Genomic DNA, 15,883 nt, shown 5'->3' with positions numbered 1-15,883 from the left:
GAAACATGGGATTACTCATCATGTTTAGTAATAAACCAGCTACAATTTATCTTTTTGTTTTATTTGATTAATTCTAAGTTGAAGATGAAAACAATCACATCTTTAGCTAAAAGTGTATTGATAATATTATTGAGAATGTGCGGTGATTTTGTCTGGAGTAACATAAAAAAACAGCCTGTACAATTCAGGCTGTTTTGCTCTTCATTATTGACTATAAATTATTTCTTTAATGATGCCATATCGATGACAAAACGATATTTCACATCACTTTTTAACATACGTTTATAAGCGGTGTTAATATCCTGAATATTGATCATTTCTACATCAGAAGTAATGCCGTGTTTACCACAGAAATCAAGCATTTCCTGAGTTTCTTTGATACCACCGATCATAGACCCCGCCACTGCTTTACGGGCTGTTACAAGAGGACCGCCGTTAACAGTTGGTGTTAGTTCACCTAAATAACCAACCAGTACAATCGTACCGCTTGTTGCAAGTGTAGAAATATAAGGATTAACATCGTGGTTATAAGGAACAGTATCAACAATCAATTCAAATTTGTTTTTTACCGCTTTCATTTGAGCAGGATCTGTTGATAAGACTATTTCGTCAGCACCTAATCGACGAGCATCCGCTTCTTTACCTGGGGAACGCGTAAATAAGGTGACGTGAGCGCCTAAACCTTTGGCTAGTTTAATCGCCATATGACCAAGTCCACCAAGGCCAACAACAGCAACATTACTGCCTTTTTTTACATTCCAGTGTCTGAGCGGAGACCAGGTTGTAATACCAGCACAAAGCAGAGGTGCAGCGCTTTTTAAATCTAGTCCATCTGGAATATGGAGCACAAACTTGTCTGATACGACAATTTTTTCTGAATAGCCACCAAAAGTTGGCATGTGATCATGGCGATCAAGGCTGTTATAGGTCAGAGTCGCACCATTTTCACAGTACTGTTCAAGGTCATGCTTACAAGAATTACAATGCTGGCAGGAGTCAACCATACAACCAACGCCAACATGATCACCTACTTTAAATTTTTTAACATCTTTACCAACACTAGTTACACGTCCGATAATTTCGTGTCCTGGAACAACAGGATAGTTAGTTGACCAGTCACCATTAACATGATGTAAGTCTGAATGACATACACCGCAATAAAGGATTTCAATTACGACGTCATCAGAACGAGGTTCACGACGTTCAAAACGGTAAGGTTCTAGTGGTGCTTTAGAGGCTTTAGCGGCATAGCCAAGTATCTTCATTGTCATTATTCTTACTCCATGTAAATAATTAATGATTGTTGAGTGAATGTGAGGATAATATCTTTACATCTCTGTTTTGTTCAGACAAAAAATAGAATGGAGATGTACTTTATGTCCGATTAAAAGGACTGATAGTTTTAAAAGTATAGACCTATTTTTTTGTAAAAGAAAGTTTGACGATCCCTTGTTATTCATAGAGTTAGATAAAACAGCTCTTTTTGTGTAAAGTGATATCAGGACGACTGAAAAGAGATAGCTGGCGATGTGGATATTTAAGCAAGAGTATAAAACTTTTGTATCAAAAAGCTAAAGATAAGGTGCACAAGGCACCTTATTTGTAGATAACTATTTTGTTAAAGGATTTGAGGTTCCTGCGCAAACTGCTTGTGAGTCAGTGGCTAAAATAGTAGTAAAGTAGCACTGTTTCGTTTTAGTTTGACCTTTAATTTGAACTGTATATTTGATATCGCTAAGACCAGGATCTTTATCAATAATGGTAATGTGCTCCACCGGAACATCTAAAGCAAAAGCAGTCTTTTCTTTGATATCTTGATCGCTTACATAAGTGTTTCTAACGTAGCCACAACCACTTAATAATAAAGAAGTACAAACAAGTAGTGCTGATATTGTTTTAAATTTCATTTCATGATCCTGTTTTTTTTTATGTATAGAAGATAAATTTTCGTAAAGTATAACGCATAAAAATTTTTTATGCGATATAGATAACGTATTCACAATCATTTCTTTTTTAAATGAAAAAGTTACATCGAAATAATGATTGCTAATAATTTACATCTACCTTTTACTTCGTGTTGTTTTTTTAAGCAAATAACAGGATATAGATCACTAATGTGGACAAAAGTCCTAATAGAATTTTGCGAAAGAAAGTTTTTTATATAGAATAAAAAAGTTAGTTAGATAGAATTACTTTAAGGTAGCACTAAAATGAAGAAACGTCGCACAGGTCTTTTAGATATCGCAAATATTGTCGGTGTAAGTAAAATGACTGTGAGTCGTTTTTTACGTGATCCAAATCTGGTCTCTCCAGCACTACAGCAGCAACTCTCAGAAGCCATTGATAAACTTGGTTATATCCCAAATAAAGCGCCTAACATGTTATCTAATGCTAAAAGCCATGCCATTGGTGTCTTTTTACCTTCTTTGACCAATCAGGTGTTTGCGGAGGTGTTAAAAGGGATTGAGATGATCACAGACAAGGCGGGTTATCAAACAATGATTGCCCATACCGGCTACTATAAAGATAAAGAAGAGATGAGACTTCGTTCTTTACTTTCTTATAATGTGGATGGCTTGATTTTAACCGAACGTATTCATACACCTAATACATTAAAAATGATTGAGCTGGCAGATATACCTGTTGTTGAGATGATGGATAGTGTATCGCCATGTATTGATATGGCAGTTGGGTTTGATAACTTTACAGCTGCAAAAAATATTGTTAATCGTATCATTTCTAAAGGAAAGAAGAATATCGTCTATGTTGGTGCGCGTCTTGATGAACGAAGTATTATTCGTCAAAAAGGTTATGAAGCAGCCATGCAGGAGAATGGTTTAAATAGTTATACTATCTCAACCAAAGAGTTATCATCTTATACTCTGGGTGGTAAGCTGCTTCATCAGGCTCTGAAAGAAAATGATAAAGTAGATGGTATTTTCTGTAGTAATGATAACCTAGCACTAGGTGTGTTATTTGAATGCCAAAGAATTAATATCAAAGTTCCTGAACAATTAGCGATTGCCGGATTCCACGGCCATGATGTAGGGCGGGCGGTTACTCCTCAGCTAGCTTCAGTACTCACCCCTCGAATGGAGATGGGAAAAATTGCCGCAGAGATGCTACTTAAACGTCTGAGTGGTGAAAAGCTATCATCAAGTGTCATCGATTTACCAGTGCAATATCTGGATGGCGGTAGTATCTGATTTTCTATTTAGGGATTTATACTTATATAAATCCTATCAATTATTCAAATTAATCAGCTTGTTATGAAATAACCCTACTTTTTTCAATAGATTTTAATTATCAATTAACGACTGTGATTTACGTCGCAATTTTTGCTTCTTTTTGTTGATTTATTTTTGTGATAGAATTAATGTTACCAGTAACATTTAATTTAAATTAACTTTAATAAGTATATAAAAATAATTTTAACTACTTATCTTACATTAGAAGCAATCAGAGGCAAATGTGAATATAACTGTCCAAAATGTAACTAAAAGAATCATTGAGCGTTCAAAGGCAACTCGTCAGGCATATCTGGCTAAGATAGAACATGCGGCAACGAAAAAGGTTTCCCGCTCATCTTTACCATGCAGTAACTTAGCACATGGCTTTGCGGGTTGTTGTGCTCAGGATAAAAATGATTTAAAAAATCTTCTAAAAAGTAATATCGGTATTATTAGTTCTTATAACGATATGTTATCCGCTCATCAGCCTTATGCATGTTACCCGGAACAAATTAAAAAAGTATTACACGAAGTGGGTGCAGTCGGACAAATGGCCGGTGGTGTTCCTGCTATGTGTGACGGGGTGACGCAAGGTGAACCGGGAATGGATATCTCGTTAATGAGTCGTGACGTAATTGCGATGTCTGTCGCGATTGCGCTGTCTCACAATATGTTTGATGGCGCGATGTATTTAGGTGTTTGTGACAAAATAGTTCCGGGACTATTTGTTGGGGCCCTCACTTTTGGTCATTTACCTGCTATTTTTGTTCCGTCAGGCCCAATGCCATCAGGGCTTCCAAATAAAGAAAAAGTCCGTATTCGTCAGCTTTATTCTGAAGGTAAAGCAACGCGTGAAGATCTGCTTGAGTCAGAAATCGCGTCATACCATACTGCGGGTACTTGTACATTCTATGGTACAGCCAACAGTAATGAAATGGTGATTGAGTTAATGGGCCTACATTTGCCAGGGGCGGCATTTGTGCCACCAGATACTCAATTGCGACATGAATTAACTAATGCTGCGGCAAAACAAATTACCCGTTTAACAGAGCAATCAGGTAACTATTTACCAGTAGGTAAAATGGTGGATGAGCGTGTTATTGTCAATGGTCTGGTGGCACTACTTTCAACCGGTGGTTCAACTAACCTGACCATGCATCTGGTTTCTATGGCAAAATCAGCTGGGATTATTATCAACTGGGATGATATTTCAGACTTATCTGAAGTCGTACCTCTGCTTTGTCGTATCTATCCAAATGGTCCAACAGATATTAACTCATTCCAGGCTGCTGGTGGTACTGCCGTCCTTGTCAGGGAGCTACTTAAAGGTGGTTTACTACATGAGGATGTAGAGACTGTCGTTGGTCGTGGGCTTAGCCGCTATACTAAAGAACCTATTCTCGAAAATGGTAAATTAATCTATCGTGAATCACCAGAAAAATCACTGGATGACACTATCATTGCTTCAATCAATAAACCATTTAATTCTCATGGCGGTTTAAAAGTGATGAAGGGGAATTTAGGACGAGCAGTTATGAAAACTTCTGCAGTCTCTTCTGAACATCAAATTATTGAAGCACCAGCTGTAATATTTAATAGTCAGTATGATTTAGATGCGCAGTTCAAAGCCGGTAAGTTAGATAAAGACTGTGTTGTTGTTGTCAGATTCCAGGGACCAAAAGCAATTGGTATGCCTGAACTGCATAAATTAATCACGCCGCTTGGGGTTTTACAAGATAGAGGATACAAAGTGGCGTTATTAACGGATGGACGTTTATCTGGTGCTTCTGGTAAAGTACCTGCGGCTATCCATGTGACACCGGAAGCAAGTATTGGCGGGTTACTTAATAAAGTACAAGAAGGCGATCTTATTCGTATCAATGGTTTGACAGGTGAAATGACGTTACTGGTTTCAGATCAAGAATTAGCAACACGTAAAGCTTTTGAATTTGACCTGACTCCTTTCCACTCAGGGTTTGGGCGCGAATTATTTGGTTCTTTACGTAACAATCTATCTTCGGCTGAAGAGGGCGCTGATAGTTTTTAGTTTAATAAATAGGGAGATTGTTAAAAATGATCTCCTTTTTGTTTTATTTAGCCATAGAAAAGTTAATAAGTAGTGTAAGTTGAGTAGATTATCATTTTGAAAACTAAACGTTTATCCAGTGGGGATAGAGTACTTTCCAAATATGTGATCTATTTTACAGATTTTATTTTTGTATTAATTATAATAGCGCTATCTTGTTCCCGGTAACTTTGTGAAAGCTGTATTATCCCGGATAAAAAAATAATAATAATCAGTGGATTAAATTTATAGTTTTCATTTTTAAGTAGCAATTTATTGGCAAGTTCAGTACATTATTTACCGGTAACTTTCCAATTTTTAAAAGATATTAAAATAAGCAAAAATATAGGAGTGACTTAAAATGGCAGTAGTGCTTACAACAGCGAGAGCATTTGCAACCTGTGAAGAGGCAAAGAAAGTTCTGACCGATGCGGGACATGAAATTAAACTTGTTACGCCAGAAAAACCATTAAAAGCGGAAGAACTTATTCCACTAATTAAGGATGTTGATGCAGCGATTGCTGGTCTGGATTTTATTACTGCAGACGTCATTAACTCAGCACCAAAATTAAAAATTATTGCTCGTAATGGTGTTGGTTATGACCGTGTTGATCTTGATGCAGCTAAAAAGAACAATGTTTATGTAACAATCACACCAGGTACAAACAGTGTTTCTGTTTGTGAACTGGCATTCTCATTTATTACTGGTCTGGCTCGTAAAATCCATCTTATGGATAAAAACGTGCGTGCAGGTTCCTGGAAAAGAGAAAACGGTATGGAGCTTTACGGCAAAACTATCGCTATTTTTGGTACAGGGGCAATTGGTAAAAACTTAGCGATTCGTTGTTTAGCTTTCGGAATGAAAGTCATTGCTTATGATCTTTATCCTAACGCAGAATTAAAAGAAAAATATGGCGTTAAGTATTATGACGAAATGGATCCGATGTTTGAACAAGCTGATTTTATCTCTTTACATTTACCAGCTACAGATAAAACTCATCATATGATCAATCGTCAAAGCATCAGCAAGATGAAGAAAAGTGTTTATATCATCAACACTGCTCGTGGTGAGTTAATTGATGATGATGCATTATTTGAAGCATTAACGAATGGTTCAATTGGTGGTGCTGGTCTTGATGCATTTACGACTGAACCATTTACTGATTCACGTTTCTTCAGCTTAAACAACGTAATTATGACTCCACATACTGGTGCTTTTACGAGCGACGCAGTAGTGAAAACGTTAGTTATGGCAGCTGAAGAAGTCGTTCGTGTTTTAGCTGGGGATAAACCACAACATTCTGTTATATAATTATTGAATGACAGAGTAATTCTAAGGAATTACTCTGGTAGTTATATATCAGTCAAGCTATACAGATATTATTTTTATTGATTATTTGAGGTTAGTGTTATGAAAAATTGGAAAAGATCAGCAGAAGAAGTTTTATCTCTTGGACCAGTAGTTCCGGTTATTGTTATTGAGAAGATTGAAGATGCTGTTCCTCTTGCAAAAGCGTTAATGGCTGGTGGCGTGAAAGTACTTGAAGTGACTTTACGTACTGCTTGTGGTTTAGATGCAATTAAAAAAATCATCAAAGAAGTCCCGGGTGCAGTAGTGGGTGCCGGTACAGTAACCTCTGTTGAACAATTAAAAGAAGTCACCGCTGCTGGTGTTGAGTTCATCATCACTCCGGGCTTAACGCCGTCAATTTTAAAAGCAGCAGTTGAAGGCACTGTACCGGTGATTCCTGGCGTGGCAACAATTGGTGAACTAATGACAGCGAAAGAAGCTGGCTTAACTGCATTTAAATTCTTCCCGGCTGAAATCAACGGCGGTATTGCAGCACTTAAAGCATTTGCTGGCCCAATTCCTGATGCAAAATTCTGCCCAACTGGCGGTATCAGTCCAAAAAACTACCGTGATTACTTAGCACTTAAAAATGTGCTTTGTGTGGGTGGTTCATGGTTTGTTCCAACTGATCTTATCGCTAAAGGTGATTTTGCTGGTATTACTAAACTAGCTAAAGAAGCAGTTGAAGGTGCTAAATAAGTTGTTTTAATGATTCACCTAAATAGAAAATAACAAGAATAGTATTTAGGTGAATGTTTTGTGATTAGAAGTTGATGTTTGAATGAGGAACTTTTTGTGAAAAGCTATAAAATAGCCATCGTCAATTCCAGTAGCTTCGGAAAATACTTTCCACAGCAACTGGAAAGATTAAAAAAGATCGGTGAAGTTGAGTCTTTTGTTTTTGATAATGATATTAGTGGTAAAGATTTAGCTAAAGCATTAAACGGTTTTAATATCATTATTGCCAGCGTAAGACCATTCTTCAATAAAGAATTTTTTGATAATAAAGATGAATTACTACTTCTTTCTCGTCACGGGATTGGTTTTAACAACGTTGATGTTGTTGCTGCTAAAGCACATGGTACAGTTGTTACTATCGTTCCAGCTCTGGTTGAAAGAGACGCTGTTGCTGAAAATGCAGTAGCTAACTTAATGGCACTTATTCGTCGTACAGTGGATTCTCAAGAAGCTGTTAAGAATAACGAATGGTCTAAACGTGCGACTTTCTTAGGTATCAACGTTACAGGTAAAACAGTGGGTGTTGTTGGCTGTGGTAACATTGGGAGCCGTGTTGCTGAAATCCTAAAATTTGGTTATAACGCAAGATTACTTGTCGTTGACCCAAAAATCGATCAAGCTTGGGCTAAGAAAGTCGGTGCTGAAGTTGTCGATTTAGATTATCTGCTATCTCATGCAGATGTTATCTCGTTAAATGCTTCATTAAACGAGACTAGTAAGAATCTCTTGAAAGACAGAGAGTTTTCCTTGATGAAAAAAGGTGTGTACATTACTAACACTGCACGTGCAGAGTTAATTGAACAAGATGCAATACTCAAAGCATTAGACGCGGGTATTGTAGCTGGCTATGCGACAGATGTTATGTACAGCGAACCTTCCTTTAATGATCATCCTTTTGTTAAGCACAGTAAGATTTTGGTTACGCCACATACTTCTGCTTATGCAATTGAATGTCTGCAAGGGATGGGTGAGAAGTGTGTAGCAGATGTTGAAAATTTGATTTCTAATAAACCGTTAGAAAGTGTTGTCTCTTAATTGTTTATTGATAGTTAAGAGTCGTGGTGTAAATCCGGATAGTTATTAGTTTCTTTCAAACCTGAATGAACTATATTGAACTAGTGATTATCCGAAATTAATAATAATTCGTTCCTTAATAGATACATTTGTGACTATTTCGGAATTATTTCATGTTGAAACAATGGAGTAAAAATATGCAAGAGATGCATGTAACATTTCTGCAAGCCATAATCCTTGCGATTTGGGTTGCCTTAGTTATGTCAAGATCATTGTTTGGTGGTGCAACGTTAACACTGCGCTTCTCACCAATGATGACTGGTTTAGTTGTTGGTATCGTGTTCAATAATATTGAAAGTGCGATGATCACAACTGCTGCTATCCAATTAATTTATATGGGTGTATTCTCACCTGGTGGTCAAATGCCATCTGAGCCAGCTGTTGCTACAGCTATCGCAGTTCCGGTTGCATTACTTGGTAACATGACTCCAGCTGCTGCTGTTGCGGTTGCTGTTCCGGTCGGTCTTTTAGGTTCATACTTATACCAATTCAGATTTTTCGTAAATACTTTCATTATGAAAAAATTTGTAGACTCGGCTGCTGAAAGAGGTAGTGCTAGTGGATTAACATTCTCTATCATTATTCTTCCAATTGTTGCTTCTTTCATTATTTATATTCCATTTATGTTTGCGGCACTATATTACGGTGCTCCAGTAATTGCAGACGTGATTAAATCTAACTCCAGTGACATGATCTTCCACATTCTTAACGTAATTGGTGGTGGTTTAGCTGCGGTTGGTATTGCATTAACTGTATATGTTATTGGTAAACGTAGCTATATCGTATTCTTCCTATTAGCTTACTTTGCAGCAGTAGTTGCAAAACCGTTAAACGTAACAATGGTAACTTATGCTGTCATTGGCGCAATCATTGCATTCATCTTCGTTCTTGTTAAATCTGAAACATTTAACACTGTTAAAGATAACCTAGGCTCATCAAATAGTGTCAGCTCAGGTTCTTCAGAAGAAGACGATTATTAATAGCGTATTGATGAATAAGAAATTTTTTAGAGGAATACAGAATGACTGACATTCAACAAAGAAGTATTGATTTAAAGCCAGAAGAAATCACGAAAAAAGACGTGATGGTTGCATGGTTACGATTCTACTATGCGAACGAAATTCCGCATTCATTCGATCGTTATATCGCAGCGGCTTTACTATGGGGCTTAATGCCAATTCTTAAAAAACTATATAAAGATAAAGATGATCTTATCGCAGCATACCAAAGACATTTATTATTCTTTAACACTCAGTTAACCTGGGGTGGTGGTACAATCACTGGTATCGTATCATCGTTAGAAATCGTTCGTGCACAAGAAACCTATGAAGGTAAACCAATTAGTATTAATGACGATTTACTTTATAATACTAAAGCAGGTCTTATGGGTGCTCTTGCTGGTATCGGTGATGCTATTGACTCTGGTACAGTTCAATACATCTTCATCGCAATCGCGTTACCATGGGCACAACAAGGTTTAGCTATCGGTGCATTATTCCCATTCATCGCATTTGTAACTTACCAAGTATCTGTTGGTTACTATTTCTGCCAATTAGGTTTCAAACTAGGTAGAAACGCAGCGACTGAAGTTGTTGGTACTAAAATGCAAATGATCATTGAAGCCCTATCTATTCTAGGTCTATTCATGATGGGTATTTTAGCCGCTAGCTATATCAAAGTTGCATCAAGCTTACGCTTTAACCTTTCTGGTAAAGACTTCGTTATCCAGGAAACTCTGGACAAAATCTTACCAGGTCTTCTACCATTAGTTGTTGTAAGTGGTTTATACTTCTACTTCACGAAGAAAGGCTTAAAAGTAACAAATGCATTAATTGGATTAACAATTATCCTTGGTGTATGGGCAGCAATTGAGTATAGTATCGTACACTTTTTATAAGATAGTCAGTTAATGACGTTATCTTATAAGCAAGAATAATTATTTGAGGTTTTAAAGTTATGGGTAAAGTAGTATTAGCTCGCGTGGATAGTCGTTTAATCCATGGGCAAGTAGCAACAAACGTGTCTAAATCTGCAGGCGCAAATGCACTTTTCGTAGCTGACGATCTGTCAGCTAACGATGAGTTCACAAAGAATATTATTATGGGTGCGGGTTCACGTACCGGATATAAAATTCGTGTGCTTAAAGAAGATGGCGCGATCAGATACTGGGAAGATCGTCAATATGATGATTTCAATGTCATGTTAATTACTAAAAGCATTGAAATTATGCATAAAATCATCAAAGGTGGCGTTCCGGTTGAGAACCTTAACCTTGGTGGTCTTCCACAAGTTCCTGGTGCTACGCCAATTATTAGCGAAGTGGCAATCAATAAAGCACAACTTGATCTGCTTGTTGATCTGCAAAACACTTACCCTAACATGAATATCTATTTCCAGGCGACTCCGTCACTGAAAAAAGTCATGTTAGCTGACGCTATTAAATTATTCTCTTAATAATTAGGATAACCAAATGATTGGAGTTTTATTAGTAAGTCACGGCAAAATGGCTGAAGGTATGAAAGATAGCGTTGGAATGATTGCAGGCGCAGCTGAGCAATTTGAAACGTTAGCTTTAGTCCCGGGTCAGGATGTCAACGAGCTGAAAACTAACATCTTCAATAAATCGAAAGAATTGAACACTGGCGACGGTGTTCTTATTTTCGTCGATTTATTTGGCGCTTCTCCATACAATGCGTCAATGAGATGTGTTCCTGAATGGCAAGAGCTTGGTTCAAAGGTTCGTGTAATTACGGGCATGAGCCTACCGATGGTTGTGACAGCTGTTTGTAATCGTGAGTTTTCATCTCTTGATGAACTGGCAAACGATTCTGTTGAAGCAGGAAAAGAGAACATTCAAGACGCTATGGCGGTACTTGCAGCCTCTTCTGGTTCATCAGATGGTGATGACTATTAATATATATTAATTGTTGAACGAATAACCCACAGAGGTTAGTGTTAATTAATATTTTGACTGATAGTGTTATAATGATGCTATCAGTCATTTTCACAATATGTTCTACATAATTTCTGATGTATAACGCATCAGTACTAATTTTAACCTTCGCTTTGTCATTGATAGTTATTGGGGATTATGGATAGTTTAAAAGATTTAATTTTACGTTACTGTGTTTTGTTTGGCCGTCGCTTTTCTTATAAAGAGAAGATAGCTTTTTTACGAGTAATTTCTAAAGAATTACTACAACTTGGCTATCATCTTGATGCAAAGATTGCAAAATTACAGTTAGCTAAAAAGAAGTATGAAAACTATTATAACGCCTATATCGGTGATATTAATAAAGCGGATGTGATCGTTTGTACCTATTATGATACCGGGGCAAACTATTTTAACTTATCTAAAATCTATGCATTTGAACAAGAGTTCAAAACTGGTCGTTATTTTCTAAGTTTACTGCCTATTTTTATCTTAGTCGCCCTGTCTGTAGTCTTAAACTATTTTGTCTTTATTCCAGGAATTCAGGAACTGGGTTTCTTTAGTGTACAGGGTGTCTCATCTGTACTCTCTACTGTGGTTCTGTTTTATTTTATTTTAAAATACAAAAACGGTATTCCGAATAAAAAGAATTTTGTCAGTAATACTTCCAGTATTTTAGTGATGCTGGATACGATTAATAAGCTGGATAAGAAAACGAAAAAGAAAGTCGCATTTGTACTTTATGATGGTGGTACTTCGAGCCGATATGGTATCAAAATGCTGGAAAATTATTCAGATAAAGTCCGTAAAAAGAAAGTCATCTTCCTTGATAGTTTAGGTAATGGCGAGCAACTACAATTCTTCAAACCAAAACACTTTAATTGTGAACTTGAGAATGTTACCTTTCATGAAGGTAAGATGGAAACAACTTTCAAAAATTATATGATGGTCACTGCCGGTTCGTTAGATGCAGATAACAAAGTTCAGATTAAAAATGCACATTCTGGTAAAGACAGTATTTTGTCAGTAGAAACGGTGGAACAGCATTCAGAGGCGCTATATCACGTTATTACCTCGATGGTAACTAAGAGCAAAGAAGAGCGCAAAGAAGGGGATTCTGCTATTGAAGAAGAACTGCCAGCAGACGATTTATCAGCTGAGTAGATTATTAACACCTTCTATCAGCATAAGATAAACTTAAGGAAATATGAGTGAAAAATATTAATCTCTATTTTATTCGCCATGGTGAAACTGAGTGGAATCTGAAAAACTGGATGCAAGGTATACAGGATTCACCTTTAACAGACAAAGGTATTTCTGGTGCGAAGATCACTGGTCGAAGCCTGAGTAATATTCCCTTCCTAAAAGCTTATTCCAGTGACCTGACGAGAGCAGTTCATACTCGCGATTATATTGTAGAACAATTAACAAATTCCCCTGATGTGGATATACATAAAGGTCTGAGAGAAATGGACTTTGGTATCTGGGAAGGTGTATCTATTGATGAACTACATCAGGACAAAGAATTTCACCATTATATGAATGTGCCGGCAAGTTATAATCACTCTCTGGTTCAGGGTGAAGGATTTATGGATGTTCTTACACGTACACAACAGGCGCTTGATGAGATCGTTGCTTCAGTTTCAGCACAAGACAGTAATATCTTAATTGTTACGCACGGTACATTATTGAGGCTACTACTATGTGTTATTAATGGTGGGGACTGGCATAAGCATCGTACTCAGGAATATTTCCCTAAACCATTTAATACCAGCATTAGTTTAGTTAATTATCAAAAATCTCCAGAGCAAGAAAAAGGAACATATTCACTGGTTTATTATAATGATGTGTCTCATCTTTCAAATACCGGAAATTAATAACCCAGAAGAGCTGATAAGCAATAGATAGATTAGGTTAGTTAATTCATTCATACCGCAGTAGATTGTAATAAACTGCGGTATGAAAATAAAATGCTTAGAATCGGTAACCAACACCAATATTAAAGCCGTTAGAACTTAATTTATCTTCTGCAACAGTCTTCAGTTTTGAACCTTCATAAGCAACGTCTACAACCAGATTTTCCATCGGATTAAACTGAACGCCTACGCTGTAAACCAGATTGGCACTATTTTTTGAATAGTTCTCTGTGCCCATGTCTTCATGGCCAGGCCCAATATAGTTCAGCCAGTGTTCTTTTACATCATTTTTTACATAAGCAACCCCTAATATACCATAAACACTGACATAGTCATTGAATCGATAAGCAGGGCCTGCTGCTAATGAGTAGTATTTCAGGTCGATTTTATCCGTAATAATATCCTGAACAAAAAGATCCTTAATCGTTTCATTACCTGACATATAAGTAAAAGAGGTGATGACACTTAGTGAACTATCCCACTCATAACGGTATTTAAGGTTAACCCCTTTAATATTATCAATAATATCAATATTGCTTTGCGCATACCCTAAAGTGAAAGAGTGATTATCAGCTGCGGCAGAAAAAGATACTGCTAGAGCTCCTACAGCTAATAGGCTTAAACTTATTTTTTTCATCTCAATTCCTGTTTTTTATAATAAGGAGATAAATAATATCCGATTTTATCTAATTATAATAATGATTTAGTTCACTTTATTGGCATGAAACGATGTAAAAATCGGCTAACTATTGATAAATAAGGATTGTATCAAACTAATAAAAATTAATTATGATAAATCAATAACAAACCCCTATTTTTAATAAGGATTTATTTTGGCTGCTTTATGGCAGCAAAGTAATGATAATTTTCTTTGAAATTCCTTTTTCTTCTACCATAGCAGAAGACTGATATGCTAAATCTTGTTTACTCGCCTCTATCAGCGTTTTAAAATCAAATCCAGCCTGAGTTAGTGATTCAATGGCTGATGCAGGCAGGATAGTGGTCAAAATACTAATAAAGGCCACAGGAATGGTGTAGGTCTCGTCTAATTCCTGATTGATATATTTTTCAATTTTAAATTTTTTCATATCCAAAAGACTCTGATTAAATAATAGTGAGATAGATTTATACTTTATTGATTAGTAGAGTACAACAGGATATCTGTATTTTGTTATTAATTTCAGGATTATTATTTACAAAACAATAAGCTTGTCTACCAAAATGGGCGTGTTCCGGTATTTGCGGGATCCATTCTGTAATGAAAATGGCATAAGAATGTATGGAGGACGTGCTGGCACAATATTCTATTCTGGAGATTTCCCGGAGTATTTATGTCAAGGCTCCAGAAAGTTTTGCTATCGAAGTCGAAGAATGGATTAGCAATAAACGATAATAAAATATATTGTTACAACATATCAGTATTTATATATGAGGCAATTAAGGTCTGTGTATTGAGCTCAATAGATTCGCTTAGAATATGTCTCTTGGTCTAAGTTTAAAAGTATTCACATCAACACCAATCAGTCTCTTATGTAAAAAGAAAACGGACTGACGATCTTTGGAATATTGGTAATTCATGATTTCAAACGAGTCTTTATCTACCCCTTCTATTTTTTTACCTGCATAGTAGATATTATTTTTATCCGAGGTATACCAGTGGTCCATAATGATTTTAAAAGTCTCAGGCTCAGCCCCAGGAATTTTCACCTCATTGTAATAGACTGCATTTTTGTCCTTCGTGTATCGATATGATAATGATCGGGAGGTTTCGCTAGCTCGAATAATTTCAAAGGTTGATGGATCTGTGATTGCTGTCTTTTGATCTTCAAAATAGATAAAATTTTTATCTCGGGTGTAATATTGGTCAATGATTTCAAAAGATTGTGGGTCGGCGCCCTCTATTTTTTGATGGTTTTTATAGACAAAGTTTTTATCTTTTGTGTAGCTAAATGTGATGATCTCAAAGCTTTCAGGATCAATTCCTATTAGCTTCTCTCGATTTTGGTAATACACGGCTTCTGTATTTTTAATATAATGAAATGGTTGAATGATTTCAAATCCGCTAGAACTGACCCCTGTAAGCTTATGATTCAGATAATAGACGCCATTTTTATCTATTGTATAGTCGTAAGTAATAACTTCAAATGTGCTGACATCTAATTCTGCTATGGCTGTATTTTGGTAATAGACAAAGTTTTTATCACGTGTATATGAGTCTTTCAATATTTCAAAGCTCAACGGATCAACGCCATTTAGCTTTTTAGCCTGATAAAAAACGGCTTGTTTATTTTTTGCATAATTTATATCCAAAATCTCAAAATCTGTGATATCAGCATCTACTGGAATCTCTTCATAGAAATTTTGCATAGGAATGTAGTAGATATGATCATTGATGATATGGTAACCAAAAGCGAGCATACCATTTTTGATATAAGTAGTGTGAATTGGCATGGTTGCACCTTGTTCATTTGCAAGTAGTGGCTTATGGCCAACAAATAAGGTTATCAAAATAATGAGAATTGTTTTTTTCATCATAGTTTTATTATTTTGCTGATTTAATGATTAGATTCTAAGGTA

Annotated in this window: 16 protein-coding genes; 11 read left to right on the top strand and 5 right to left on the bottom strand. The window is 36.3% G+C overall.

The features are described from left to right. Window positions 1-218: 218 nt before the first annotated feature. Both IPMB12_RS11230 and IPMB12_RS11225 read right to left on the bottom strand, forming a co-directional pair. The gene (locus IPMB12_RS11230; RefSeq protein WP_323811313.1) at window positions 219-1,271 is read right to left on the bottom strand and encodes an NAD(P)-dependent alcohol dehydrogenase; all 1,053 of its coding nucleotides are present in this window, start codon (window positions 1,269-1,271) and stop codon (window positions 219-221) included. A 339-nt stretch (window positions 1,272-1,610) separates the two neighbouring features. After that, the gene (locus tag IPMB12_RS11225) at window positions 1,611-1,907 is read right to left on the bottom strand and encodes a hypothetical protein (RefSeq protein WP_166917505.1); all 297 of its coding nucleotides are present in this window, start codon (window positions 1,905-1,907) and stop codon (window positions 1,611-1,613) included. A gap of 303 nt (window positions 1,908-2,210) precedes the next feature. Between IPMB12_RS11225 and gntR the strand changes: the two genes are divergently transcribed. From gntR to IPMB12_RS11170, 11 genes are all read left to right on the top strand, one after another. Then, window positions 2,211-3,206: a gluconate operon transcriptional repressor GntR gene (gene gntR / locus IPMB12_RS11220; RefSeq protein ID WP_166917504.1), complete on the top strand. Its 996-nt coding sequence runs from the start codon at window positions 2,211-2,213 to the stop codon at window positions 3,204-3,206. A gap of 265 nt (window positions 3,207-3,471) precedes the next feature. Then, window positions 3,472-5,277 (top strand): phosphogluconate dehydratase, encoded by a 1,806-nt coding sequence (edd, locus tag IPMB12_RS11215; RefSeq protein WP_166917503.1) that lies wholly within the window; start codon window positions 3,472-3,474, stop codon window positions 5,275-5,277. A 379-nt stretch (window positions 5,278-5,656) separates the two neighbouring features. Continuing rightward, the gene (locus IPMB12_RS11210) at window positions 5,657-6,607 is read left to right on the top strand and encodes a phosphoglycerate dehydrogenase (RefSeq protein ID WP_166917502.1); all 951 of its coding nucleotides are present in this window, start codon (window positions 5,657-5,659) and stop codon (window positions 6,605-6,607) included. Between the two features lie 99 nt (window positions 6,608-6,706). Further along, on the top strand, window positions 6,707-7,345 hold the full coding sequence (locus IPMB12_RS11205) for a bifunctional 4-hydroxy-2-oxoglutarate aldolase/2-dehydro-3-deoxy-phosphogluconate aldolase (protein WP_166915579.1): 639 nt from the start codon (window positions 6,707-6,709) through the stop codon (window positions 7,343-7,345). Between the two features lie 96 nt (window positions 7,346-7,441). Then, window positions 7,442-8,419: a D-isomer specific 2-hydroxyacid dehydrogenase family protein gene (locus IPMB12_RS11200; RefSeq protein WP_166917501.1), complete on the top strand. Its 978-nt coding sequence runs from the start codon at window positions 7,442-7,444 to the stop codon at window positions 8,417-8,419. A gap of 185 nt (window positions 8,420-8,604) precedes the next feature. After that, complete coding sequence (locus IPMB12_RS11195) at window positions 8,605-9,438, top strand: PTS mannose/fructose/sorbose/N-acetylgalactosamine transporter subunit IIC (RefSeq protein ID WP_166917789.1); 834 nt, start codon at window positions 8,605-8,607, stop codon at window positions 9,436-9,438. A 41-nt stretch (window positions 9,439-9,479) separates the two neighbouring features. Beyond that, window positions 9,480-10,355 carry a PTS system mannose/fructose/sorbose family transporter subunit IID gene (locus IPMB12_RS11190; protein ID WP_166917500.1) on the top strand — a complete coding sequence of 292 codons (876 nt, stop codon included), beginning with the start codon at window positions 9,480-9,482 and terminating at the stop codon, window positions 10,353-10,355. A 59-nt stretch (window positions 10,356-10,414) separates the two neighbouring features. Beyond that, complete coding sequence (locus IPMB12_RS11185; RefSeq protein WP_166917499.1) at window positions 10,415-10,912, top strand: PTS system mannose/fructose/N-acetylgalactosamine-transporter subunit IIB; 498 nt, start codon at window positions 10,415-10,417, stop codon at window positions 10,910-10,912. Between the two features lie 16 nt (window positions 10,913-10,928). Continuing rightward, entirely contained in the window at window positions 10,929-11,372 is a 444-nt protein-coding gene (locus tag IPMB12_RS11180; protein WP_166917498.1) for a PTS sugar transporter subunit IIA, read from the top strand. Window positions 11,373-11,549: 177 nt separating this feature from the next. Beyond that, window positions 11,550-12,554 carry a hypothetical protein gene (locus IPMB12_RS11175; protein WP_166917497.1) on the top strand — a complete coding sequence of 335 codons (1,005 nt, stop codon included), beginning with the start codon at window positions 11,550-11,552 and terminating at the stop codon, window positions 12,552-12,554. Between the two features lie 47 nt (window positions 12,555-12,601). Further along, window positions 12,602-13,267: a histidine phosphatase family protein gene (locus IPMB12_RS11170; protein ID WP_166917496.1), complete on the top strand. Its 666-nt coding sequence runs from the start codon at window positions 12,602-12,604 to the stop codon at window positions 13,265-13,267. Window positions 13,268-13,364: 97 nt separating this feature from the next. Here IPMB12_RS11170 and IPMB12_RS11165 read toward each other — a convergent pair whose 3' ends face one another. From IPMB12_RS11165 to IPMB12_RS11155, 3 genes are all read right to left on the bottom strand, one after another. Further along, the gene (locus IPMB12_RS11165; RefSeq protein ID WP_166917495.1) at window positions 13,365-13,943 is read right to left on the bottom strand and encodes an Ail/Lom family outer membrane beta-barrel protein; all 579 of its coding nucleotides are present in this window, start codon (window positions 13,941-13,943) and stop codon (window positions 13,365-13,367) included. A 205-nt stretch (window positions 13,944-14,148) separates the two neighbouring features. Continuing rightward, window positions 14,149-14,394: a DUF2868 domain-containing protein gene (locus tag IPMB12_RS11160; RefSeq protein ID WP_166917494.1), complete on the bottom strand. Its 246-nt coding sequence runs from the start codon at window positions 14,392-14,394 to the stop codon at window positions 14,149-14,151. A gap of 382 nt (window positions 14,395-14,776) precedes the next feature. After that, window positions 14,777-15,841, bottom strand: a complete 1,065-nt coding sequence (locus IPMB12_RS11155) for a DKNYY domain-containing protein (protein WP_166917493.1) — start codon at window positions 15,839-15,841, stop codon at window positions 14,777-14,779. Window positions 15,842-15,883: the final 42 nt, after the last annotated feature.

Source organism: Zophobihabitans entericus, assembly GCF_011745665.1.
GTDB classification, from domain to species: domain Bacteria; phylum Pseudomonadota; class Gammaproteobacteria; order Enterobacterales; family Orbaceae; genus Zophobihabitans; species Zophobihabitans entericus.
This window is presented reverse-complemented; position numbering and strand designations above follow the sequence as displayed.

What these genes read in the sequence shown, in the direction of transcription:
- IPMB12_RS11230 (WP_323811313.1), bottom strand. Translation starts at nt 1,271, where the DNA reads ATGACAATGAAGATACTTGGCTATGCCGCTAAAGCCTCTAAAGCACCA.
- IPMB12_RS11225 (WP_166917505.1), bottom strand. Translation starts at nt 1,907, where the DNA reads ATGAAATTTAAAACAATATCAGCACTACTTGTTTGTACTTCTTTATTA.
- gntR (WP_166917504.1), top strand. Translation starts at nt 2,211, where the DNA reads ATGAAGAAACGTCGCACAGGTCTTTTAGATATCGCAAATATTGTCGGT.
- IPMB12_RS11210 (WP_166917502.1), top strand. Translation starts at nt 5,657, where the DNA reads ATGGCAGTAGTGCTTACAACAGCGAGAGCATTTGCAACCTGTGAAGAG.
- IPMB12_RS11205 (WP_166915579.1), top strand. Translation starts at nt 6,707, where the DNA reads ATGAAAAATTGGAAAAGATCAGCAGAAGAAGTTTTATCTCTTGGACCA.
- IPMB12_RS11195 (WP_166917789.1), top strand. Translation starts at nt 8,605, where the DNA reads ATGCATGTAACATTTCTGCAAGCCATAATCCTTGCGATTTGGGTTGCC.
- IPMB12_RS11190 (WP_166917500.1), top strand. Translation starts at nt 9,480, where the DNA reads ATGACTGACATTCAACAAAGAAGTATTGATTTAAAGCCAGAAGAAATC.
- IPMB12_RS11185 (WP_166917499.1), top strand. Translation starts at nt 10,415, where the DNA reads ATGGGTAAAGTAGTATTAGCTCGCGTGGATAGTCGTTTAATCCATGGG.
- IPMB12_RS11180 (WP_166917498.1), top strand. Translation starts at nt 10,929, where the DNA reads ATGATTGGAGTTTTATTAGTAAGTCACGGCAAAATGGCTGAAGGTATG.
- IPMB12_RS11175 (WP_166917497.1), top strand. Translation starts at nt 11,550, where the DNA reads ATGGATAGTTTAAAAGATTTAATTTTACGTTACTGTGTTTTGTTTGGC.
- IPMB12_RS11165 (WP_166917495.1), bottom strand. Translation starts at nt 13,943, where the DNA reads ATGAAAAAAATAAGTTTAAGCCTATTAGCTGTAGGAGCTCTAGCAGTA.
- IPMB12_RS11160 (WP_166917494.1), bottom strand. Translation starts at nt 14,394, where the DNA reads ATGAAAAAATTTAAAATTGAAAAATATATCAATCAGGAATTAGACGAG.
- IPMB12_RS11155 (WP_166917493.1), bottom strand. Translation starts at nt 15,841, where the DNA reads ATGATGAAAAAAACAATTCTCATTATTTTGATAACCTTATTTGTTGGC.